Genomic DNA, 21,007 nt, shown 5'->3' with positions numbered 1-21,007 from the left:
TCCTGTATCCCCCGGCCCTATCAGTATTGCGCAGTGATGTTGAAGAAGACCCGCATGTCCTTGTCGCCCTCGGTCGCGACGCGGCGGGTCAGCGGCTTGTCGATCTCAAGCGTCGCGAAAAGCCGTTCCACGAGGCTGGCGCGCACGCCGCCGCCCACGGAGACCAGCGAATTCCGGCTGTTCTGCTCCAGGCTGGAGCGGTTCCACACCTCGCCGCCATCGACGAAGCCGTAGATCTGGACGGCCTGCGCGAAGCTGTTGTCCGGCAGCACCGGCGTGTAGCGCAGCTCCAGCGACCCGGCCCAGCCGCTGTCGCCGGAGATCTCGCCCTCGTCGAAGGCGCGGCCGTAGCTCGGGCCGCCCAGCGCGATCTGCTCGCTGGCCAGCAGCGGCGTGCCCGCGGCCTGCATGGTGGCCGTCGCCAGGATGCTGAAGTTGGCCGGCAGCTGCTGCACGCGGGTGATGTCGGCGGTGAGCTTGGTGAAGTCGCTGCGGCCGCGCTCGCGCGACGCGTAGGCGGAGCCGAGCTTCGTCGCGTCGAGGATGTCCAGCCCCTGGTGGACGAGGCCGCGCACCGCGGTGATGCCGTCCCAGCCGTCGGTCCGGTCATAGCTGAAACCGCCGCGCAGGATGCGCAGGCGGTCACGGTTGAAGCGGTCGCCGGAAATGTCGGTGTTCACGTCGCGGTATTCGAACTCGCCGACGGCGCGGAGATTTTCCAGGCGCGAGCGGATCACCGGGTAGCTGAGCGTCCCCACGCCCGCCGCCACCCAGCTTTCCACGTCCAGCGGGTCCAGCGTCAGGCCGGGCCGTGACTTCGAATAGGAGCCGGTGGCGGAAAAGGTCAGCCCGTCGCCGGTCACCAGCGCCTGGTAGCCGGCGCCGACCGACCAGGCCCGCGACGCCGGGGAGGACACGCGCCCGCTGAGGTTCACCGTGTCGGCGTTCGGCCCGAAGGAGTTCAGCGCCGCCGTCGCGGTCGTCTGGGCGGTGCCGAGATAGGGCGTGTTGCGGTTGCTGACCGACACCAGGGCGTCCACCGCCTTGCGGTCCGTCTTCACCACCACCACCGAAGCGCCGAGCGTGTCCGGCGACGGTTCCAGGCTGGCGCGCACGGTCAGGCCGGCGAGGTCGTTCGCCAGGAGAAGGCGGCGCTCGACCTCGGCGACGTTGATCGGCTTGACGCCGCGCAGCGGCTCCACCAGCCGCTTCACCGCGGCGAGCGCCGGGCCGATGTCGTCGGGATAGGTGATGTCGGACACGAAGCCCTCGACCACCTGGAGGCGGAAGGTGCCGTCCTCGATCGTCTGGGCGGGAACGATGACCCGGCTGGTGATGAAGCCGTCGTTGCGGTAGCGGAACTCGATGTCGTTGGCGATCTTGAACAGATCAGCCACCGACACTTCGCGTCCCAGCATGTCCTGGTAGGCGGCCTTGAGGCTGTCCTGGCTGTAGACGGTGGCGCCTTCGATGGTGACGTCCCGCAACGTCAGGCGGTAATTCTCGGCCCCCGCCGGCGCCTCCGCCGCGGGCGCCTTCGGCACGGTCACCGCCCCGCCCGGCACGGAGGGCAGCGGCATCACCGGGCGCGGCGCCTCCGGACGCGGTTCCGCGCCCGAGGGGAGCTGCGCCGGCAGCTGTTGCGCGAGTGCCGGAACCGCCACACTCGCAAGAAGAGCGCTTGCCGCGAAGCAGGCCCACCATGACGCTTGCCTCTTACCCACATCTTTACTAAGGACGGAGATGAAAGAGACGGCTTTGGTGGGCGAATTCATGGGACCGATACCTTCGCGCGATGGTCGTTGCTAACCTTTGATTAACGAAGACCCCGTCGGATCTCCATCTGAGGTAGCCATTTCTATCATACGATTTCGGATTGGGTGTTAGTCCTAGTTTGTCGGAATTTGTAACATTCACATCCTTGTCGAGAGCGGTGCCGGAACGGCGAACATGCCGGGACACCGCGCCGACCGCGGGCGCCGCGGGCGCTCCCTTCACGGGAATGCGTGGAATCCCGGACGGCTCATGGCCGGCAGGGTTCATCGAGTTCGGATGATCGGCTGGGGAAACCACGGCATGGCACTGCGGCCAGCCTGTACCTTGAGTTGCTGTTCGGAGGCGCGCGCCACACGAACCTCATCCCGACGGCAGGGCGCGGCATGGCATGGCTCGGTGACGGGCCCTGCGTCTTTTTGTCCTGCGCCCTGCCGAGCCCTGCCCGCCGTGTACCTCGTACGAAGAGTGGACTTCCGGCGCCCCCCAGCCCTAGCATTCATCTGATCGTCGCAGACTCTTTCCGGCTTGCCGCCAGCGTCGGGCGGCCGCCATTTCTGCGCAAGACGCCTTATCCCTTGCACCAGCCCCGTGGCACAGGGAGGCCTGACATGGTCGACACTTCGTGGCGACTGCCCAGCCCAGCGGTCGGAGCGATCATCGCCTCGTTGATCGTTGCCGCCGTCGCACACGCTGCGTCCGACGGACCGGGCAGCATCGGCTTTGGGCGCCAATTGGTCGAGGAGGTTTGCGGCGAGTGCCATCGTGTGTCGCAACCGCCAACGGCCAAGCCGCCCCCCATGCAAGAGGACCTTGCTGCGCCGGACCTGGTGGAGCGAATGCATGATTCCGGGATCACCGAAATGGCGCTGCGCAGTTACCTGCGGACATCCCACCCCGTCATGCCGAACATCCGTCTGTCCACCGAGGAGACCGACGATGTCGTCGCCTACCTGATGTCCCTGAAAAGAGACCCGCGATGAAGACGGGCCTGTGCGCGGGGGTGCTGATGGCGTGCTTCGCCGTGGCGGACGTGACCCAGGCGGCGGACGCGGAAGCCGGCAGAAGCATCGTCGACCGTTGGTGCGCCGCCTGCCACATAACCGCGGACGGCAATGCGGACAGCCGTGTCGTGCGCGGCACCGACGCGGTGCCGACCCTGTCCAGCATCGCACGCAATCCGAACCGCAGCCCGAACTGGCTGCGGCAATGGCTGAGCTCTCCTCACCCGCCGATGCCCGACCTGAACCTTTCACGCTCGGAGATCGACGACGTCATCGCCTATCTGCAAGAAATGGCGCGCTGAGCGGGTTTCTCCGGATCGGGCCGTTCGCTGGCCCGAGGCCCGCTCCTTCCGCCTCGGGAACGTGCATGTGCCGGGCGATCATCTCCTGACCGGGGAACCGCGATCCGAAACGACCGGTCCGTCCGCTCCCGTCCGGCAGCGCGCCGGGGAAAACGCCGGTTTCGGTGCCCTGGATGCGGAGGGGGGCGCGCATCGGCCCGTCCCGCGGCTCGACGGCCTTGCCCGGCATCATGCCGGTGGGGGCGGCGAAGGCGCGTCCGAGCGGCCGCATCGTCTCGGTGGCCGCCCTGCTCAATGAGGCGGCCGAGGAGGACGTGCCGGCCTTCATGACCTTTCCCCGTTTCAAGGATGGCTTCCGGAAAGCTTGGAGCGACCATCCCGGTCCCGTGGATTTCAGAATGGCAACGCCGCGTCCTGCTTGGGCAATGGCTGAGGCGTTGCGGCGTCGCTCATCTCGGCCAGTTCGGCAAGCCGCACCCAATCGAGCACACGCAGGTGCCCTTTCGCGAAGGACAGCAGGCCGGCCGTCCGCATCTCCTTGAGCGTCCGACACACATGGACCGGTGTCAGCCCTGTGGCATCGGCGATGAGGACCTGACTGATCGGCAATGTCACGTCCGAAATGTCCGGTGCGGTTCTCGGCCGTTGCCGGTTGTAAAGGGCGAGCAGGAGCCGGGCAATCCGCTCCGCGGCGGTGCGGGTGCCGAGCCCGCCCAGGAGCCGCCAATCGGAGATGGTTTCGGCGGCGAGCAAGGAGGCGACCCGCAAGGCAACGTTCGGCGCCTGTTGGCAAAAGCGCATCAGGGAGTGGCGTGGCATCGGACAGACGATCAGATCGGTCAGCGCTTCAACCGTGCAGGGCATGTCCCCGTCGGGGGCCCGCTCGAAACCGATCAGATTTCCCGGCATGACGAAACGCAGCACCTGGCGCCGGCCGTTCTCGTGCATCATGGACGCCAGCGCCCAGCCGCGGCGAACGATGTAGAGCATCTCGTTTTCGTCACCTTCGACGAACAGGCTGGCGCCGGCGCGAATGGTGCGGACCGGGCGTTTGATCGCCGCCCAGCTGGACAACTGCTCATCCGCAACGCTTGCACACAACCCGTCACGGCGCAGCGGGCACGCTTGGCAGTCTGATTGCATGACCGCCTCCTCAACCGGGAATCAGTGCGAAAGGCTTGGCCGCTCCAGCGGAAGCAGCTGAGCCTGGGCCATGGCGTCGAAAAAGGCGGACAGAATGACATGGGGCGCCACAGGACCTTCCGGCGCCTCCTGAGCCACGTTGAAAGCATCGAACATCGCGCATGCGACCGCCAGCTTCGCGGCAATCCCGAGAGGCGTGTGCGCCGGCGTGCAGACGAGTGACCGCAACACGCTCCGGCAGTTCATCTCCAGTGTCCGGTCCGGCGCCTCGCTTAAGGGCCGGACGCGGTGGTCCATTGCTTCGGTCTGCCCCACCTCGTGTACCCACTGAAAGAGAAACAGCAATTCCTGATCGCGATGCCTGCCGCTCGCCAGGGCCAAGGCAATCGCGTTCATGAGTTCGGCATGGAGATGCTCGACTTCCGCAAGGTCACCGGTCGGCATCATGGCCGCCTCCTGTGCAATGCACCGGGGTTAAGCTTGAGCACCGCCCTCATCGGGAAAAAGTGGCATCGAAAACTCGGGCGGCGCTGAGGCGCATCCGCCGGTTTTTTGCCGCCGATCTTTCAACGCTTGGGCTCATCACGGCAACAGTCCCTCATTGTGACGCCGATCGACTTGATCTGGATCACCATCCGGCATGCCTATGCTAATGAGACGAAACATAACCGCAAAATAGGCCGACGAGATTCCTTCGCGCCTTCCGCAGCATACGCAATTGGTGGAAGCATAAATAACAGAATATAATAAAACGAACTATGACGGAACACATAATTCATGTTAGAGAAATCTTCACGACGCAATGGTGCCCCATGTTAATAAATTATTGCTCACTTTGCCAAAAAGGGTATAAAGAGTTCAGCATTTAAAATATTAGCGGCAACCTTTTGATGATCAAGAGGATTGGCAATGCAATTATTAACCAATACCTCGCCATCCTCTCCACCTCCCATAGGTTTGGCGCGACGGAACATCAGCCGCCATCTGCTCAGCGTCGTGGTCACGGCCTTGGCGGCCATGGCGGCCATTGCCGTCGGCTTGGTCGCCTGGAATCAGGCGACACAACGACGGTTTGCCGCCGCCGAGATGGCCATCACGGTCCGCGCCATCGCGGCGGCTCTCGATCAGCAACTGCTCGTCACCACCTCGACCCTGGAGGGGCTTGCCGCGACGATGGTCGTGGATGGCGATCCGGAACGGCTTTATCGCGTCGTTCAGGCGGTCAAGGACAAGCATTCCCATTGGTCGCACGTAACGCTTCGCGATGCCGATGGACGCGTGGTGTTCAGCACCAAAGTTCCATACGGAACGCCCGTGCCGACATTTGCCGACCTCAGTCCCGAGTTGGCCAGGGCGATGACCACCGGACAACCGCAGATTTCCGGCCTGCTGTACGGCCCCATCGCCAACGAGCATGTCGGCGCCGTCCTGGTGCCCGTTCAGGCAAAGGATGGCAAGCGTTACGCGCTCATCGCGGCGGTGACGACCTCGAAATGGGGGGCCCTCCTTCGCGAGCAGCCGATCCCCGACGGTTGGGTGGCCGGGATCATCGACCGGAACGGGATCGTCGTCGCGCGAACGCGCGCTGCCGAACAGTTCGTCGGCAAGCCAGCCCCTGGGTGGGTTCAGAACGCGATCCAGACGGCTCCGACCGGGCAGGCGACCGGCCCCGCTTTGGAGGGAGAGCCGTTGTCGCTCGTGTTCTCGCGGTCAAAGCTGTCGGGATGGACGGTCGCGTTCGCCGCGCCGGCCTCCGTCTTCGAGGAGCCCCTGCGCCGATCGCTGTGGTCGGCGGCCGCCATCAGCGTCCTTGCGCTGGGCTGCGCCTCCCTCCTGGTGCTGCGCTACGCCCGTCGGCTGTCCAAGTCGGTGACCGGGTTGGCGCAGGTTGCGGAAGCGCTGCAGACACCCGGAGCGGCGTTGCCGCCGCCGCCGCCGGCCAACCTGGAGGAACTGGCCTCGGTCTACGACACGATGCGGAACACCAGCCTCCTCCTGCGCCGGGCGGAAGACCAGCGGATCATGTCGATGCGCGAACTTCAGCACCGGGTCAAGAACGACCTCCAGGCGATCTTGAGCCTGCTTGCGTTGGAAAGCGGCCAGGCCAGGAGCGAAGAAACCATCCGCATCCTGGATCAACTCCAGGGGCGGATTGAGGCGCTTCGCCTCGTCCATTCCCGCCTGTATGAGGCCAGCCAGGTCGGCGTCGTGGAGTTGGGAGAGTATCTTCTGGAACTGTGCGCAAACGCCGTAGCCCTTCATGGACGCGGCCTTGCCGGTGGAATCGCGCTGCGGACCAGCGTCGACCATGCGTATGTCGACCACAACACGGCCGTCTCGCTCGGGCTGATCGCCAACGAGTTCATCACCAACAGCGCCAAGCATGCGTTCCCACAGGGAAGCGGGACGATCACCCTCGCCTTGCTCGTGACAAAGCCCGGGGAGATCCAGCTGAATCTGTCCGACAACGGCGTTGGCCTGCCGCCGGAGCGGGTGCGGTCCTCCGGCCTCGAACTGATCGGCATGCTGGCCGAGCAGGTTGGCGCGGAGGCGGCGTGGACAACCTCGCCGCAAACCAGTCTGCGGCTGATCCTTCACACCGGAGACGCAGGACACACCGATTGACGCCGGGGTTTGCTAACCTGGGTTAAGGTCTATGCTGCCCGATCCGGCCAGACTGCTGTCACACCCGTGACCAGGGAGGCCGTCATGATGATCACGATCGAGGACTGCATCGGGCTGAGTGGGCTGACCCGCGAGGAGATCGACGCCATCGCCGAGCATGAGCATTTGCCGGAGATCGTCGCCGCGGAACTCGGCTGCTACCTCGACCAGACCCCGGAGGGGCAACGCACCATCCGCAGCATGATCGAGGATGACATTGCCCATGCCGTGGCCTGCCGGGACATGAAGCGCGCCGGTGTCCTGAAGATCGTTCTCGCGCATTACGTCCGCCATCACGAGCACGAGCAAGCGCTGCGCAAGGGAGAAGGCGATGGTCACCACACGATCGCCTGACAGGGACGACTTGCGGACCGCCAAGGGCGGCGCACGGTCGCCGCCCCGGCTCGAAGCCGCGCCGGGGCCTCATCAGGACGGTGAGGACGGTGCTGTTCCCAACCCGCCGGCCCGCAGCCGCGCCACCGCCCGCCGAAGCCCCGCCTACAGCTTTCCCTACCTGCCGATCCGCGGCGAGTTGATCGACCACCTCGTGCACGCTTGGCAGAGCCGGTTCACGCTGTCGGTTTCTCCGGCGACCTTGGCGCTCGCCTTCGCCGACTGGGCCATGCACCTCTCCAACGCGCCCGGCAAGCAGGCCGAGATCGCCGACAAGGCGATCCGCAAGCTCAACCGGCTGCTCGTCTACACGGCGATGTCCGCGCTGGACCCGGACTGCCCGCCCTGCATCGAGCCGCTGCCCGGCGACCAGCGGTTCCGGGACGAGGGCTGGCAAACGTTCCCATTCAACCTCTACGCACAATCCTTCCTGCTGATGCAGCAACTCGTCCACAAGTCGACGACGGACATCCCCGGTGTTTCCCGAACGCACGCGCGCATCGTGCCTTTCGTCGCCCGGCAATGGCTGGACGTGTTCGCACCCTCCAACCATCCGATGACGAACCCGGAAATCCTGCGCCTGGCCGTCACCAGCCAAGGAATGAACTTCGTGCGCGGTGCGGAGAACTGGACGCAGGACGTCCTGCGTTACCTTGCCGGCCGCCCGGCCCCGGGGGCCGAGCAATACCAGATCGGACGCGACGTCGCGGCGACACCGGGACAGATCATCGCCCGCAATGAACTGATGGAGCTGATCCAGTATGGCCCGACCACGGCGACGGTCGTCGCGGAGCCGGTGCTGATCGTTCCGGCCTGGATCATGAAATACTACATCCTCGACCTGTCGCCGGAAAACTCGCTGGTTCGTCATCTGGTGAACAGCGGCTTCACCGTCTTCGTCATTTCCTGGCGCAACCCGGGACCGGAATTGCGCGACTATGGCCTCGACGCGTATCGCCGGCTTGGCGTCATGGCGGCGCTGGAGGCGATCGGAGCGGTCTGTGGCGGGAAGCGGGTCCACGCCTGCGGCTATTGCCTGGGGGGCACCCTGCTGGCCATGGCCGCGGCCGCGATGGCGCGGGACAACGAAGAGCGGCTGGCGTCGGTGACCCTGCTGGCGGCGCAGACCGATTTCACCGAAGCCGGCGAGCTGATGCTGTTCATCAACGAAAGCCAGATCGCGTACCTGGAAGACACGATGTGGGAGTGCGGTTACCTGGACACGCCCCAGATGGCGGGAGCCTTTCAGATGCTGCGTTCCAACGACCTGATCTGGTCGCGCCTGGTTCGCCAGTATCTGCGTGGCGACGAGCCGGTGACGACCGACCTGATGGCGTGGAACGCCGACGGCACGAGGCTGCCCTACCGGATGCATTCGGAGTACATGCGCCGGCTGCTGCTGGGCAACGATCTGGCGGAGGGACGTTTTCACGTGGAAGGCCGGCCGATCGCGCTGACCGACATCCGAGCGCCGATCTTCGCCGTGGGCACCGTCCGCGATCACGTCGCGCCATGGAAGTCCGTCTATAAGATCCACCTTCTGAGCGACACGGCGGTCACCTTCGTTCTGGCGGAGCACGGCCACAACACCGGCATCATCGCGGGGCCCGACAACCCCAAAACCCACTTCCGCCTCACGGAACGCGAGGCCGACGCCCGCTACACCGATCCCGACACCTGGATCGCGACGGCACCGCTGCGCTCCGGCTCCTGGTGGCCGGCATGGACCGATTGGTTGATTCGCCGATCCTCGTCCAAGCGTCCGGCCCCACCGACCTTTGGCGAACCGGAACGGGGCTATCCACCCCTGGGGCCGGCGCCGGGCCGCTACGTGCTGGAGCCGTGAATACCTTTCGGTGCGGACGGTCGCCGCGCCGCTCCCGCCTTTATCCAGGTTCCCGTCTTTATCCAGGTTAATGCCGCGATCCTCATATGTGCCAATGCTGTCCCGCGATGCTCGTCGGGCGGAAACGCCCCTTCACACGACCAGGAGACGCGGCCATGTCCTACCGGGAAATTCTCGTCCAGTTCGATGATTGCCCGGCCGGCGCGGCACGGGTCGAAGCGGCCATGCGCCTGGCGGAGCAGCACACGGCGCACCTGACCGGCCTCGTGCTCGACATTCAGCCGCGCATTCCCATGTCCATCGACGGCGGCGTTCCGCAGTTCGTGACCGAGGCGCTGAACCGGTCCGCGGCGGAGGAGACGGAGCGCACGGTCGCCAGGATGGACGCCTTGCTCGACCGGCAGCGGTGCGTGGCGGAGCGGCGGATCTGCAAGTGCGATGACACGGCCATCGACCGGGCTCTGGCCCTGAACGCCCGCTACGCGGACCTTCTCGTCCTCGGTCAGGCGCTGCCCGGCCATTCGGCGCTCGTCGGCCGGCTGGAGATCGAAACGGTGGTGATGTCCTGCGGCCGGCCGGTGCTGCTGGTTCCCCAAGCCGGCCTCCGCCCCACCATCGGGAAGCGGATCGTGGTGGCCTGGGACGCGGGCCGGGCGGCGGCGCGCGCGGTCGCCGACGCCATGCCCATGCTCGAAAAGGCGGCATCGGTCACGGTGCTGGTGGTCGACGCGGCATCCACGCCAAGCGGTCACGGCGCGTTGCCGGGGGCGGACATCGGCACCCTGTTGGCCCGCCACGGCGTGACGGTGGAGGTGGTCTCCCTGTCGTCGGAGGGCAGCGACGTGGCGGACGTGGTGTTGAACTGGATGTTCGACCACGATGCGGATCTGCTGGTCATGGGTGCCTATGGCCATTCCCGCGCCCGTGAATGGGTGCTCGGCGGAGCGACGCGCTCGATCCTCGACCGTATGACCGTCCCGGTGCTGATGTCCCACTGACGCTTCGGCGCCGGGCATACCGATGCTGGCAAGACCGGGAGGTCATCATGGACATCAAGACGATCCTCGTTCCGTTCGCGCGCGATCTCCACACGAGCGCCGGCCTTTCGACGGCCATCGCGGTGGCGCGCCTGATGGGCGCGCGCCTCATCGGCCTCCATTGCCCGGCCGAGACCGCCCTGCCCTGGTACGTCGCGGCGCCGGCCGCCATCCCACCGATGGCCGATCCACCGCGGCCCGATCGGCCCTCGGCCGAAGCGGAACAGAGCTTCATCGCCCGGTGCAGCGCCGCCTGCCTGAAATGCGACTGGATCGCCGATCACGGCTTCCTGCCCGAGCGGCTGGCCTTCCACAGCCGTTACGCCGACCTGATCGTCGCCGGCCGCGGTGACGGAGACCCGCAAGGCAAGGGTGGACTGTCGCCGAGCGCGCTCGGCCAACTGGTGCTGAGCGCCAGCGCGCCGCTGCTGGTCGTCCCGCCGGGGCCGGAGGAAACGTTCCGGCCGCATCGCGTGCTCGTTGCGTGGAACGAGCGCCGCGAGGCCGGCCGCGCCTTGCACGGCGCGCTGCCGTTCCTGCGTCACGCCAAGGAAACCATCCTGCTCTCCGTGCATCCGCCGGGGTACGACGACGCGCCCGACCGCCGCGCCCTGGCCTATCTGGAGGCGCACCGCATCCACGCGGACTCGCGGATCAATTTCGCCGCCGAGTTCGAAGCGCCCGGAGCGATTCTCGCCCAGGCCCGCACGGTGGAGGCGGATCTCCTCGTCATGGGGGCTTACGGCCACGCCCGCGTGTTCGAACAAGCGTTGGGAGGCGCCACGCACCATGTGCTGGAATCCGCCGATCGGCCGGTGCTGATGGTGCATTGAGCCGTGGCGGACCCGCACACCATCGCCGCGCCACAGGAGACGAGGGAAGCCCGCGTCCCGCTGGAGGCGAAGGTCGCCTTTCTGCGCAAGCCCGACGCCTATCCGGATCGTCCAAGCCGGGTCGAGGCCATCGAAACACACCTGTCGTGGGTCTTCCTGACCGAGCGGCACGCCTACAAGCTGAAGAAGCCGGCGCGTCTGCCCTATGTGGATTTCACGTCCCTCACCGCCCGGCGACGCAACTGCCTGACCGAGATGCGGCTGAACCGCCGCTTGGCGCCCGATGTCTACCTCGGCGTGGTCGGTCTTCTCGCCCGTCCGGACGGCTCGTTCCGTCTCGGGGGACGCCCCGGTCCGCGGGATTTGGAAACTCGGGATTTGGAAACACAGGACTTGGAAGCACGGGACTTGGAATCGCGGGACTTGGTGGCCGACTGGCTGGTGTGGATGGTGCGCCTGCCGCAGGAGCGGCGCCTGGACGAACGCATCCGGGCCGGCGCCCTGACGCCGGCCGACATCAAGCGGCTCGGCCTCGTCCTGACGGAGTTCTACGGCGGCGGCTTGGCGGAACCGATGCCGCCAGCCGACTATCAGCGGCGTTTCGAGGCGGACATCGGCCGCAATCTCGACGTGACGCTTCCCCGGGTGACCGGGTCGCTGGCCGAACGGGCCCGCGCCGCCGCCGCGACGCAGGCCGCGTTTCTGTCGGAACACGGCCGACTGCTTCGGGCGCGGGCGGCGGAGGGGCGGATCGTCGAGGGGCACGGCGACCTGCGGCCCGAGCATGTCTTCCTCGACGGCACGCCCCGGATCATCGACTGCTTGGAGTTCAGCCGCGACCTGCGGTTGCTCGATCCGGTGGACGAGCTGGCTTATCTGGCGCTCGAATGCGAGCGGCTTGGCGCCCGGCGGGTCGGCGACGCCATTCTCGACCTGTACCGCGCCTGGAGCGGCGACGCCGCCGATCGGCGGCTGATCGCCTTCTACCGCAGTTTCCGCGCCAGCCTGCGGGCGCGCCTCGCCGCCGAGCGGCTGGACGAGGCGGCGGGCGGGCGGCGCGGCGACTGGCTCGCCCGCATCGACGCCTATCTGCGCCTGGCCACCGCGCGCCCCATCGGTCAAGGATAGGAGCTTCCGACAATGGAGCGTAGATCCCTATGGTGCACGCTCGCGCTGTTGATCGCCACGACCGGCTTTGCTCCGGAACTGGCCTACGGCAAGGACCAAGTGGTGGGTTGGCGACTGGAACGCGACGGCGCGGGCTATTGCCTGCTCCTGTCGGAATACCGGATCGGCGGGCGCCCGGAGATCGATGCCGCCATCGCAATGTCGGTCACCGGCGATTTCAGGACGTTCCGGCTGCATGTCTTCCGCGCGGACTTCGACCTGTCCATCGGCGCCGTCTATGACGTCGTCGTCAGCATCGACCAGCGCTGGACCGGACAAGGCATCGTCGAGGTCCCGGTGCCGGACATCTTCAACCTGGGCCTGCCGTTGACGCGCGACCTGCTCGATGCCCTGATGCGCGGATCGAGCCTCTCCGTCCACGGACGGCGCAGCACGGTGTCCATCCTGCTGACCGGGACGAACAGGGCCATCCCAGCCTTGCTCGACTGCATGGCGGGGCGGCCGGGACGGCCGGGCATCAACCCCTTCGATGCGGAGACGGGTGCGGGCGACATGATGTGACGGTCGCCGAAACGCACCCGCACCGGGTTCCTGATGCTTCCCATCAACGCAGGGTCAGGCCATGGACAGCGCGACAACGCCGCCGACAAACGGACGTCAGCCTTGGGAAGCGTCCTATCCGGCCGGGCTCGACTGGCGCACCCCCATCCCCGAGCAGCCGCTGCACCGGCTGATGGAGGAGGCGTGCGCCGCCTTTCCGAACTCCGTCTGCCTCGACTTCTACGGAAAGCGGATCACCTACCGGCAGACCGGCGGCCTGATCGACCGCGCCGCGCGCGGGCTTCAGGACCTGGGCATCGCAACGGGAGGCAAGGTGGCCCTTCTGCTGCCGAACTGTCCCTATTCGGTGATCGCGTTCCACGCCATCCTGAAGGCCGGCGGCGTTGTCGTGAACCTCAACCCGCTCGCCTCCATCGCCGAGCTGGCCGATCAGATCGAGCATTCCGGGACCGAGGTTCTGATCACGCTGGACCTCGTCCCGTTCCACGCCAAGCTCGACGCGCTGGGGTGGCCGGGCCGGCTTCGAACGGTCGTCGTGGCGCGCATGGCCGACGCCCTGCCATTTCCAAGGAACTGGGCCTATCGGCTGCTCAAGCGCCGGGACGTGGCCCGCATCCCCCGGGACGACCGGCATGTGAGCTTCCGCCGCTTGCTCGCCGACCGCGGCGCGCCTCGCCCGGTGGCGGTGCAGCCGCGCGCCGACCCCGCGGTGCTGCAATACACGGGCGGCACCACCGGCGTTCCCAAGGGCACCGTCCTGACCCATGCGGCCCTGTACGCCAACACCATGCAGTGCCGCCGATGGTTCACCGGCGCCGAACCGGGCCGCGAACGGGTGCTGGCGGTGTTGCCCTTCTTCCATGTGTTCGGCATGACCGGCGTGATGAACTTCGCCCTGGCGCTGGGGGCGGAGCTGATCCTGCTGCCGCGCGTGGACGTGCGCGAGATCCTGGAGACCATCCAGCGCAAACGCCCGACCATCTTCAGCGGCGTGCCGCGCCTGTTCCAGGCCATTGCCGCCTTTCCCCGTCTGAATCGCTACGATCTGTCGTCGCTGCGCCTGTGCGTGTCGGGGGGCGACAGCCTGCCGCCGCTGCTGCTGGAGCGGTTCCAGCAACGCACCGGGGCCTATCTGGCCGAAGGCTACGGCCTGACCGAAGCCTCGCCGGTGGTGACCTGCAACCCGTTCAGCGGCCTGAACAAGCCGGGCTCGGCAGGGCTGCCGCTGCCGGGCACCCTGGTCGAGATCGTCTCGCTGGACGACCGCCGCACGCTCCTGTCCCAAGGCCGCATCGGCGAGGTGTGCGTGAGCGGACCGCAATTGATGGCCGGCTATTGGCAGGACGCGACGGCGACGGCGCAGGCGATGGACGGCGGCCATCTGCACACGGGGGACATCGGCTTTCTCGACGCCGACGGTTACCTGCACATCGTGGACCGTCTGAAGGACCTGATCGTCACCGGCGGGCAGCATGTCTACCCGCGCACCGTCGAAGCGGTCATCAAGCAGCACCCGCAGGTCGCCGACGCCGCGGCGGTGGGCGAGCCCGACCCGGTGCGCGGGCAGGCGATCCGGGCCTTCGTCGTGCCGCAGCCCGGGTCCGCGCTGTCGGAAGCGGAGCTGCGCGCCTTCCTCGCCCCTCGCCTGTCACGCGTCGAGCAGCCGCAGCGGATCGAGTTCCGCACGGCCTTGCCGACCTCGACGATCGGCAAGATCCTGAAACGCGCCCTCATCCCCGAACGGCCAGGGGACGACGACCGGGAGGTCAATCGGCCAGCAGATCGCTGACCGACCCGCCGCCGTGAATGCGGGCGATGGCCTCCGCAAGCAGCGGGGCCGTGGGCAGCACCGTCACGCGGCGGGACACCAGCTTCTCCGGCAGGCGGAACGGCGGCAGCGTGTCGGTGACGACGACATGGTCGAACAGCGGCGAGGCGACGACCGTCGGGGCGCCGCCGACGAACAGCCCGTGCGTGGCGAGGGCGAAGACCGGGCCTCCGCCCGCGGCGCGGCAGGCCGAGGCGGCGCGCATCATCGTGGTGCCGGTGCTGATCAGGTCGTCGAGGATCGCCACCGTCCGCCCCTGGACGTCGCCGACCAGCGTCCCGCCCCGCACCACGCCGCCGCTGCGCGTCTTTTCCATGAAGGCGAGCCCGACGTCGCGACCCAAGGCGTGTTCCAGGGACTCCCGGAGCCGCTCGGCCCGCTTCACCCCGCCGACGTCCGGAGACACCACGGACACGCCCCCCTGGCCGACCAACGGCGCCAGATGCGCCGCGAACAGCTTGCGCGCCTCCAGATGCTCCGTGCGGCATCGGAAGGCGTTCTCGAACGCCGCATCGTTGTGGACATCGACCGCGACGACCCGGTCCACGCCGACCGCCTCCATCATGCCGGCCAGATAGCGCAGGGTCACGGGATCGCGCGGCTTGGTCCGCCGGTCCTTGCGCGCGTAGGCCAGATAGGGCGCGACGACGGTCACGCTCGCGGCGGACGCGTCCTTCACCGCGCCGACGAAGAACAGCAGCCGGCACAGCTTGTCGTGCACGCTGCGCTCCGCATCGCCGTGCAGGGACTGCACCACGTAGACGTCCCTGTTGCGCACCCCCACCAGCGGGCGGACCTTGAGTTCCCCGTCCTCGAAGCCCCGCTCCTCGTGAAGGCTCACCGGCACCTCCAGATGCCGGGCGATCCGCGCCCCATGTCCCCAGTCCGGGTCCAGATCGAACAGCAGGATGCCATCGTTTCCCATGGGAGCCTCCTTGGGCCGGACACCGCTCATGGCCGATTGGCGGGGCGCGCCGCAACCCGTCTCAGGCTGCCGTCCAGACGCCGGGCGTACACGTCCACATGGTGGCCGAGATCGCACACCCGCTCCGCGTCTCCGAGCGCCGCCTTGAGAGCATCACGCCGTGACGCAAAGAAGCCGGCGCAGTCGCCGCCCTGCATGCGCACCGTCCACGCTTTCCGCTGCCGTTCCACGATGTATTTCAGATGCAGGCAGGAACTCATGACACCCCCCATCCGTTGCGCCCCGACCGTCCGGTCGAGGCTCCGCTTCATGCGGTGTCGACCCGCCGGTCCGCCTCCCGGGCCAGACGTTCCAGAACCGGGGCGATCTCCACCAGGAGAGGAGGTCCGGACGTCCGATGCGACAGGGCTTCCGGAAGGGATGCCAGCTCCGCCGCAGCATGGGCCCGGATCGCCGGAAGGTCCGGCAGCGGCGCCACCCGCCGGCCGCCGCGCATCACCGGCACCAGCAGGGGCCGCCCCTCCTCGTCGCTGTCCAGGGTCGAGAGCCGGTCGGCCTCGATCCGCCCCTCCGGCCCGTAGCGCCGGAAGACCTGTTTGCGTCCGGGCCATGTCGCCTTGCCGGCGGACCGCTTGCGCCGCGGCAGGCCGGCGTACTCCACCAGCTTGTAGGCGCAATCCAGCGCCGGCGCGTCGCTGGAGGTCCCCAGGCTGGTGCCGACGCCGAAGCTGTCGATGGGTGCCCCGCCGTCCAGAAGGTCGGCGATCTCCGGCTCGTCCAGGCCGCCGCTGGCGATGATGCGCGTTCCGGCGAGGCCGCCCTCGTCCAGGATGCCCCGCACCTTGCGGGAGAGCGCGGCCAGATCACCGCTGTCGAGCCGCACGCCGTCGATCCGGAGGCCCTCGCCGGCCAGTTCGCCGGCCAGCGCGACCACGGTCCTGGCCGCCGCTTCGGTGTCGTGGGTGTCCAGGAGCAGCACGAGCTGTCGCGGGCGGGAGCGCGCGAAGTTGGCGAAGGCCTCCCTCTCGCTGGCATGGGCCTGGATGAAGGAATGGGCCATGGTGCCGACGGCGGGGATGCCGAAGCGCATGGCGGCCAGCGCCGTCGCCGTTCCGGCGAACCCCGCCAGATAGCTCGCCCGCGCGGCCAGCAGCGCCGCCTCCGCCCCATGCGCGCGGCGCAGCCCGAAATCGATGAGCGGGCGGTGCCGCGCCGCCAGCACCAGCCGCGCCGCCTTCGAGGCGATGACGGTCTGCAAATGGATCAGGTTGATCAGGCGGCTTTCGACGAGCTGCGCCTGCGGCAACGGCGCGGTCACCCGCAGGATCGGCTCGTGGGCAAAGAAGACCGTCCCTTCGGGCAGCGCGTCCACGTCTCCGCTGAACTTGAAATTCGCCAGCGCCTCGACGGCCGCCTCGGAGAACCGGCCCTCGCCGCGAAGCCAGGCGATCTCGTCCGCGCCGAACCGGGCGCTTTCCAGGAACTCCACCGCCTGTTCGAGCCCGGCGGCCATCAGGAAGTTCCGCCCCGGCGGCAGCTTGCGCACGAACAGCTCGAACGACGCCACGTCGGTCAGGCCATGCTCGACATAGGCCTGGACCATGGCGAGTTGGTAATAGTCCGTCAGCAGCAGGCTGTTGCCATCCCCGTCCGACTCCGGCATGGCCGTCCCTTTCCCACGCCCTCAGGCGCGAATGCCCGACAGGTCCCGGTTCAGTCGCGCCTCCAGGCGACGCGGACATAATAGGCATCCTTGTCGTAGTGGAGGTCGAGATCGCCGGCATAGGCGTGGTGCAGGGCCTCGCCGATGCGGCGGGGCAGATGCACGTCGGTGGTCGTCACCACCATGTCGCCGTCGCGATGCTCGATGCCGATGATGCGGTGCAGGGGATGCTCGTCCTTTTCCAAGCGCTCCTGGTGATGGACGGCGGCCAGGATCTCGTCGCGATGCGAGCCGAGGAAGCCGCCGGACAGGGTCACGGTGCCGGCGGGGTAGCGGTCGTTGACGCGGTGGCAAGCCTGGCACAGTTCCTTCGCGGCATCGACGGCGGGCAGCCCCCAGCTCCACCGCCCGTGGTGGTAGACGGCGCCGCATTGCGGGCAGACCGTCGGATCGGACAGCTTGGCAGCCCGCTTGTACGGGTCGTGGACATGCTCCTGGATCAGCCGGTCGCGACGGGCCGGTTGCGGACGCTGATCGTGGGGGCGCGGTTCGTGGATGTGCTCGCCCATGGTGAACCTACCGGTCAAGGAAAGGGAGTGCCGGTGTTGCCCGGCACTCGATGACTCCGGGCTGCGACTCCGTGCCGTTCAGGCCTTCGCGATGTCGATCTTCCGCTTGGAGGGTTGCCCCGGTTCGGTCTTGGGAAGGACGACGGTGAGGACGCCATTCTTCATGCTGGCCGCGATGCGGTCGCGGTCCACATTGGCGGGAAGGCGGAACGACCGCGCGCACAGGCCGTAGCGCCGCTCCGAGACGTAACGGTTGGCGTCCTTCTCCTCCTTTTCCTCGCTCTTCTCGGCCTTGATGGACAGGACGTCGTCCTGGACGCTGAGGTCCACGGATTGCTCGTCCATGCCGGGCATTTCCATGGTCACCCGATATTCGTCCGCGCGCTCCTCGACTTCGGCCGGCGGTGCGAACGTCGCGCCCTCCAACTCCGTGCGCAGCAACGGCTCCAGGTCGAACGGCGAGCGCCGGCTCCAGGGGAAGCGGAACATCGACGACGCCTCGTCGAACAGCCGGTCGAATTCGTCGCGCAACGCCAGGATCGGGTGCCGGTTGCGGGCGGCGATCTGCTGAGCCGCCGCACCGGTGGAGGCCATGGCCTGCCGGGAGGTTTCGTCCTGCTTGGGCTTTTCCGTCACGTTCGTGTCGGCCATGGATGCCTCCTGTTCGTTGCGGTGGCGTGTGTGTCGCCTCCTCTATCGACCCAAAGCGACCCGGACACGTTAACCTGGATCAAGCACCCTAGGACCGGGGCCGGGCGATGAGGAGGTAGCCTCACCTCCTCTTGCCGGAGCTGCTCTTAACCTGGGTGAAGAGAGCTTTCCCGGAAGGACGCTTAAACACGTCGGACAGTGGCGAGCGGGGGGGGCAGCATGACGCCAGGATCAGCAACGATGAACGACCCCGGCATTCCGTTCCGCTTCCGCAACCGGAGCGAGGCTGGCCGAGACCTCGCCGCAAGTCTGGCTTACCTCGGCGCCGGGAAGCCCGTCGTCCTGGCTCTGCCGCGCGGCGGTGTCGCGGTGGCGGCCGAGGTGGCGGAAGCGCTCCATGCGCCGCTCGACATCGTCCTCGTGCGCAAGATCGGCGCGCCGTTCCAGCCGGAGTTGGCCGTCGGCGCGGTGGCCGATGGCGGCCATATCGAAGCGGTCATCAACCCCGGCGTTGCGGACTTCGTGCCCGAAGCCTGGATCGAAAGGGAGAAGGCTCGCCAGCTTCGGGAGATCGAGCGCCGGCGGGCCGTGTATGTCGGCGATCGCCCACGCGTGTCAGTCGCCGGGCGCACCGCCATTCTCGTGGATGACGGCATCGCGACCGGCGCGACGATGCTCGCCGCCCTGCGGTCGGTGCGCCGCGCAAACCCGAAACGGCTGGTGCTGGCGGTGCCGGTGGCGCCGCCCGACGTCCTGGCGGAGCTGCGGGCCGAAGCCGATGAGGTCGTCTGTCTCCAGACCCCGCATCCGTTCGGCGCCATTGGGGCCTTCTACGAGGATTTTCATCAACTCGATGATGCCGAAGTCGTCCACCTGCTGGGCGGGGCGTCACGCCCATCCCTCCCCGACCGCTGATCGCGCTGGGGCACATCAACAATGTCTGACGTGAAGCACTATTTTTAAAGAAGATACATATACTTTCAAATATGGCTGAATTCTACGGACCGGTTGGCGGAAACATGCTTATTGTGACAAACTCCGACGTTTCTTGATGAGCCGTTTGATTCTCGTAGTGTGCGGTCGGGGGCTGACGATGGCCCGGCCACGTTCATGGTGCCTCCACCTCGCCCCGTTCTGCGTCATGCTCCGGGTGAAAGAGCGCTTTAAACCCGATCGCAGCAATTTTCCGCTGGTGTGCCGCCCTGAAATCGCCTAAAAGCGGCTTCCCGCTGCAAGGCGGCGACAGGAGTGTAGCTCAACTGGTAGAGCACCGGTCTCCAAAACCGGGGGTTGGGGGTTCGAGCCCCTCCACTCCTGCCATCCGGCAGAAGCTTCGGATGGCCCCGCACACAGCGGCATCAATGCCCTGAAATATAGAAATCTGGAAATATTGTCGGAACGAGGATCGAGTGTTCGGTCCCTTTGGTTAATACACTTTCATCCTTCAAGCCCTGAACGGCCCAGCGCCGCACGGCGTTACTGTCCCCACACCGAACCTTCGCTGCGAACCCATAGAATCGGTGCCCCCGCGCGCACATGCATAGCCATGGCTTGATTATCAAGTCATAGTGCGGTTGCAATCATTTAGGCTTTTTTTCAGATAAGCTTGTACGAAATACATAGGTATTTCGAAAAAAAGTATATCCGGTTCGTTCACGCACGGAGTTTGGCGAGCGTCCCTTGAGCAAAACGCGCAAGGGACGTCATATGCAGCACAGAGCACAACCTTTGGGGGATATCCCCACCGGAGCGGCGTCGGATCGTCGGCGGGAACCGAAACGCCCCTGGCCTTCCCTGTCCACGGCCGTCTCGCCGCGGTTCCTCGCCCGCAGCGGGGAGGATCTGCACCAGTTGGATGATTCCGGCCTCCTGGAACGCATCGCGACCGGAGACCAGACCGCCTTCTGGGTCTTCTGGTGCCGCCATTACACCGACCTGTTCTGGACCTACCATCGGCTGTGCAAAGGAAACCGGCAGGAAATCCATGACTGCCTGAGCGGGCTCTGCATCAATCTGTCGGACGTCCTGCCTCTCTACGCGCGCACCATCATCAAGACGCGCACCTGGTTGCGGCGCACCGCCATCAACCATTTCATCGACCGGCACCGCGCCCACCAGCGCCATCCCGTCCTGGTCGGCTCCCTCATCGAGATCGCGTCCATCGCCGACGTTTCCGGCGGACGGGACGCCATCGACCCGGAACGCACCAACGCCGACCGCGCCCTGCTCGTCAAGGTCCTGGAATCGCTCGACGGCATCCGGGACGAGCGGATGCGCCAGGCCGCCCGCATGCGCTTCATCGAGGAACAGCCCTACGCGGACATCGCGGCGGAGCTGTCCATCTCCGAAGAGCTGGCGCGCAAATGGATCCAACAGATCCGCAGCTATTTGCGCAGCGCCGTTCCCGATCACCGCGATCTGCTGGCGAAACCGCCGCCCGATACCCCCCAGGCGCGGCGCGCCACCAAACACGGCGTTCTGACCAGAACGCGCGCGCCCAAGGCCCCTCCGAAGGCCCCTTCGAAGGCCATGAAACCGGCGCTCTGACCAGCACCGCACGCCCGAGCGCGACCGATCCCACACCCATTCCCAATCCTGGCGACCTCCAACCCAAGGCGCCAACGACCGGAGCCATCCATGCCCGACCAGACCATGCCCGCCCCCGCCGTCCGGCCCGCCAACCGGAC

22 protein-coding genes and 1 tRNA gene are annotated in these 21,007 nt (G+C 67.0%); 13 read left to right on the top strand and 10 right to left on the bottom strand.

The genetic code is table 11. The features are described from left to right. Positions 1-20: 20 nt before the first annotated feature. Positions 21-1,580: a ShlB/FhaC/HecB family hemolysin secretion/activation protein gene (locus tag GBZ26_RS07460; RefSeq protein ID WP_246654041.1), complete on the bottom strand. Its 1,560-nt coding sequence runs from the start codon at positions 1,578-1,580 to the stop codon at positions 21-23. Between the two features lie 804 nt (positions 1,581-2,384). Between GBZ26_RS07460 and GBZ26_RS07455 the strand changes: the two genes are divergently transcribed. Both GBZ26_RS07455 and GBZ26_RS07450 read left to right on the top strand, forming a co-directional pair. Further along, positions 2,385-2,756, top strand: a complete 372-nt coding sequence (locus GBZ26_RS07455) for a c-type cytochrome (RefSeq protein WP_174438295.1) — start codon at positions 2,385-2,387, stop codon at positions 2,754-2,756. Then, the gene (locus tag GBZ26_RS07450; protein WP_174438294.1) at positions 2,753-3,079 is read left to right on the top strand and encodes a c-type cytochrome; all 327 of its coding nucleotides are present in this window, start codon (positions 2,753-2,755) and stop codon (positions 3,077-3,079) included. The genes GBZ26_RS07455 and GBZ26_RS07450 overlap by 4 nt, the downstream gene beginning before the upstream one ends. Here GBZ26_RS07450 and GBZ26_RS07445 read toward each other — a convergent pair. From GBZ26_RS07445 to GBZ26_RS07430, 4 genes are all read right to left on the bottom strand, one after another. After that, positions 3,048-3,407 (bottom strand): hypothetical protein, encoded by a 360-nt coding sequence (locus tag GBZ26_RS07445; RefSeq protein WP_174438293.1) that lies wholly within the window; start codon positions 3,405-3,407, stop codon positions 3,048-3,050. The genes GBZ26_RS07450 and GBZ26_RS07445 overlap by 32 nt on opposite strands. A gap of 65 nt (positions 3,408-3,472) precedes the next feature. Further along, positions 3,473-4,222, bottom strand: coding sequence for a Crp/Fnr family transcriptional regulator (locus tag GBZ26_RS07440; protein WP_174438292.1), 750 nt, complete (start codon positions 4,220-4,222; stop codon positions 3,473-3,475). A 21-nt stretch (positions 4,223-4,243) separates the two neighbouring features. Then, positions 4,244-4,669, bottom strand: coding sequence for a hypothetical protein (locus GBZ26_RS07435; RefSeq protein WP_174438291.1), 426 nt, complete (start codon positions 4,667-4,669; stop codon positions 4,244-4,246). Positions 4,670-5,052: 383 nt separating this feature from the next. Then, positions 5,053-5,241, bottom strand: coding sequence for a hypothetical protein (locus tag GBZ26_RS07430; protein ID WP_174438290.1), 189 nt, complete (start codon positions 5,239-5,241; stop codon positions 5,053-5,055). Here GBZ26_RS07430 and GBZ26_RS07425 point away from each other — a divergent pair. The 8 genes from GBZ26_RS07425 (at position 5,240) to GBZ26_RS07390 (ending at position 14,473) form a co-directional block, all read left to right on the top strand. Next, the gene (locus tag GBZ26_RS07425) at positions 5,240-6,847 is read left to right on the top strand and encodes a sensor histidine kinase (RefSeq protein WP_174438289.1); all 1,608 of its coding nucleotides are present in this window, start codon (positions 5,240-5,242) and stop codon (positions 6,845-6,847) included. The two genes, GBZ26_RS07430 and GBZ26_RS07425, sit on opposite strands and share 2 nt — an antisense overlap. A gap of 84 nt (positions 6,848-6,931) precedes the next feature. Beyond that, positions 6,932-7,240: a hypothetical protein gene (locus tag GBZ26_RS07420; protein ID WP_343207288.1), complete on the top strand. Its 309-nt coding sequence runs from the start codon at positions 6,932-6,934 to the stop codon at positions 7,238-7,240. Next, complete coding sequence (locus GBZ26_RS07415; protein ID WP_174438288.1) at positions 7,218-9,125, top strand: PHA/PHB synthase family protein; 1,908 nt, start codon at positions 7,218-7,220, stop codon at positions 9,123-9,125. The genes GBZ26_RS07420 and GBZ26_RS07415 overlap by 23 nt, the downstream gene beginning before the upstream one ends. Positions 9,126-9,280: 155 nt before the next feature. Then, the gene (locus GBZ26_RS07410; protein ID WP_174438287.1) at positions 9,281-10,123 is read left to right on the top strand and encodes a universal stress protein; all 843 of its coding nucleotides are present in this window, start codon (positions 9,281-9,283) and stop codon (positions 10,121-10,123) included. Between the two features lie 47 nt (positions 10,124-10,170). Beyond that, positions 10,171-10,995: a universal stress protein gene (locus tag GBZ26_RS07405; RefSeq protein WP_174438286.1), complete on the top strand. Its 825-nt coding sequence runs from the start codon at positions 10,171-10,173 to the stop codon at positions 10,993-10,995. Between the two features lie 3 nt (positions 10,996-10,998). Then, positions 10,999-12,123: a hypothetical protein gene (locus tag GBZ26_RS07400; protein WP_211104626.1), complete on the top strand. Its 1,125-nt coding sequence runs from the start codon at positions 10,999-11,001 to the stop codon at positions 12,121-12,123. Between the two features lie 12 nt (positions 12,124-12,135). Next, positions 12,136-12,684 carry a hypothetical protein gene (locus tag GBZ26_RS07395; protein ID WP_174438285.1) on the top strand — a complete coding sequence of 183 codons (549 nt, stop codon included), beginning with the start codon at positions 12,136-12,138 and terminating at the stop codon, positions 12,682-12,684. Positions 12,685-12,745: 61 nt separating this feature from the next. Further along, positions 12,746-14,473, top strand: a complete 1,728-nt coding sequence (locus tag GBZ26_RS07390; RefSeq protein ID WP_174438284.1) for a long-chain-fatty-acid--CoA ligase — start codon at positions 12,746-12,748, stop codon at positions 14,471-14,473. Here GBZ26_RS07390 and GBZ26_RS07385 read toward each other — a convergent pair. From GBZ26_RS07385 to GBZ26_RS07365, 5 genes are all read right to left on the bottom strand, one after another. After that, entirely contained in the window at positions 14,451-15,437 is a 987-nt protein-coding gene (locus tag GBZ26_RS07385; protein ID WP_174438283.1) for a ribose-phosphate diphosphokinase, read from the bottom strand. The genes GBZ26_RS07390 and GBZ26_RS07385 overlap by 23 nt on opposite strands. 26 nt (positions 15,438-15,463) lie before the next feature. Beyond that, positions 15,464-15,697, bottom strand: coding sequence for a hypothetical protein (locus GBZ26_RS07380; protein WP_174438282.1), 234 nt, complete (start codon positions 15,695-15,697; stop codon positions 15,464-15,466). A 47-nt stretch (positions 15,698-15,744) separates the two neighbouring features. After that, the gene (locus GBZ26_RS07375) at positions 15,745-17,100 is read right to left on the bottom strand and encodes a nicotinate phosphoribosyltransferase (RefSeq protein WP_174438281.1); all 1,356 of its coding nucleotides are present in this window, start codon (positions 17,098-17,100) and stop codon (positions 15,745-15,747) included. Positions 17,101-17,150: 50 nt separating this feature from the next. Next, the gene (locus tag GBZ26_RS07370; RefSeq protein WP_174438298.1) at positions 17,151-17,669 is read right to left on the bottom strand and encodes a BCAM0308 family protein; all 519 of its coding nucleotides are present in this window, start codon (positions 17,667-17,669) and stop codon (positions 17,151-17,153) included. Between the two features lie 78 nt (positions 17,670-17,747). Beyond that, a complete protein-coding gene (locus GBZ26_RS07365; RefSeq protein WP_174438280.1) occupies positions 17,748-18,320 on the bottom strand; it encodes an Hsp20/alpha crystallin family protein in 573 nt (190 codons plus the stop codon). 240 nt (positions 18,321-18,560) lie between these two features. Here GBZ26_RS07365 and GBZ26_RS07360 point away from each other — a divergent pair, with 240 nt between their 5' ends. The 3 genes from GBZ26_RS07360 to GBZ26_RS07350 all read left to right on the top strand — a co-directional run bounded on the left by GBZ26_RS07360 (position 18,561) and on the right by GBZ26_RS07350 (position 20,867). Then, positions 18,561-19,235: a phosphoribosyltransferase gene (locus tag GBZ26_RS07360; RefSeq protein ID WP_174438279.1), complete on the top strand. Its 675-nt coding sequence runs from the start codon at positions 18,561-18,563 to the stop codon at positions 19,233-19,235. 329 nt (positions 19,236-19,564) lie between these two features. Continuing rightward, positions 19,565-19,640 (top strand) — tRNA-Trp (locus tag GBZ26_RS07355). A 531-nt stretch (positions 19,641-20,171) separates the two neighbouring features. Further along, positions 20,172-20,867, top strand: a complete 696-nt coding sequence (locus GBZ26_RS07350; protein WP_246654038.1) for an RNA polymerase sigma factor — start codon at positions 20,172-20,174, stop codon at positions 20,865-20,867. Positions 20,868-21,007 lie beyond the last annotated feature (140 nt).

The sequence above is a fragment of the Azospirillum formosense genome, assembly GCF_013340925.1.
GTDB classification, from domain to species: Bacteria; Pseudomonadota; Alphaproteobacteria; order Azospirillales; family Azospirillaceae; genus Azospirillum; species Azospirillum formosense.
The sequence above is the reverse complement of the archived record's forward strand: the minus strand, read 5'-3'. Positions and strand labels throughout refer to the sequence as shown.

Bases quoted from the DNA above. Each gene is read 5' to 3' on its own strand.
- GBZ26_RS07375 (WP_174438281.1), bottom strand. From the start codon at position 17,100: ATGCCGGAGTCGGACGGGGATGGCAACAGCCTGCTGCTGACGGACTAT.
- GBZ26_RS07435 (WP_174438291.1), bottom strand. From the start codon at position 4,669: ATGATGCCGACCGGTGACCTTGCGGAAGTCGAGCATCTCCATGCCGAA.
- GBZ26_RS07425 (WP_174438289.1), top strand. From the start codon at position 5,240: ATGGCGGCCATTGCCGTCGGCTTGGTCGCCTGGAATCAGGCGACACAA.
- GBZ26_RS07445 (WP_174438293.1), bottom strand. From the start codon at position 3,407: ATGAAGGCCGGCACGTCCTCCTCGGCCGCCTCATTGAGCAGGGCGGCC.
- GBZ26_RS07390 (WP_174438284.1), top strand. From the start codon at position 12,746: ATGGACAGCGCGACAACGCCGCCGACAAACGGACGTCAGCCTTGGGAA.
- GBZ26_RS07380 (WP_174438282.1), bottom strand. From the start codon at position 15,697: ATGAGTTCCTGCCTGCATCTGAAATACATCGTGGAACGGCAGCGGAAA.
- GBZ26_RS07385 (WP_174438283.1), bottom strand. From the start codon at position 15,437: ATGGGAAACGATGGCATCCTGCTGTTCGATCTGGACCCGGACTGGGGA.
- GBZ26_RS07395 (WP_174438285.1), top strand. From the start codon at position 12,136: ATGGAGCGTAGATCCCTATGGTGCACGCTCGCGCTGTTGATCGCCACG.
- GBZ26_RS07405 (WP_174438286.1), top strand. From the start codon at position 10,171: ATGGACATCAAGACGATCCTCGTTCCGTTCGCGCGCGATCTCCACACG.
- GBZ26_RS07460 (WP_246654041.1), bottom strand. From the start codon at position 1,580: ATGCCGCTGCCCTCCGTGCCGGGCGGGGCGGTGACCGTGCCGAAGGCG.
- GBZ26_RS07420 (WP_343207288.1), top strand. From the start codon at position 6,932: ATGATGATCACGATCGAGGACTGCATCGGGCTGAGTGGGCTGACCCGC.
- GBZ26_RS07360 (WP_174438279.1), top strand. From the start codon at position 18,561: ATGAACGACCCCGGCATTCCGTTCCGCTTCCGCAACCGGAGCGAGGCT.
- GBZ26_RS07410 (WP_174438287.1), top strand. From the start codon at position 9,281: ATGTCCTACCGGGAAATTCTCGTCCAGTTCGATGATTGCCCGGCCGGC.
- GBZ26_RS07370 (WP_174438298.1), bottom strand. From the start codon at position 17,669: ATGGGCGAGCACATCCACGAACCGCGCCCCCACGATCAGCGTCCGCAA.
- GBZ26_RS07430 (WP_174438290.1), bottom strand. From the start codon at position 5,241: ATGGCCGCCAAGGCCGTGACCACGACGCTGAGCAGATGGCGGCTGATG.
- GBZ26_RS07440 (WP_174438292.1), bottom strand. From the start codon at position 4,222: ATGCAATCAGACTGCCAAGCGTGCCCGCTGCGCCGTGACGGGTTGTGT.
- GBZ26_RS07415 (WP_174438288.1), top strand. From the start codon at position 7,218: ATGGTCACCACACGATCGCCTGACAGGGACGACTTGCGGACCGCCAAG.
- GBZ26_RS07365 (WP_174438280.1), bottom strand. From the start codon at position 18,320: ATGGCCGACACGAACGTGACGGAAAAGCCCAAGCAGGACGAAACCTCC.
- GBZ26_RS07455 (WP_174438295.1), top strand. From the start codon at position 2,385: ATGGTCGACACTTCGTGGCGACTGCCCAGCCCAGCGGTCGGAGCGATC.
- GBZ26_RS07450 (WP_174438294.1), top strand. From the start codon at position 2,753: ATGAAGACGGGCCTGTGCGCGGGGGTGCTGATGGCGTGCTTCGCCGTG.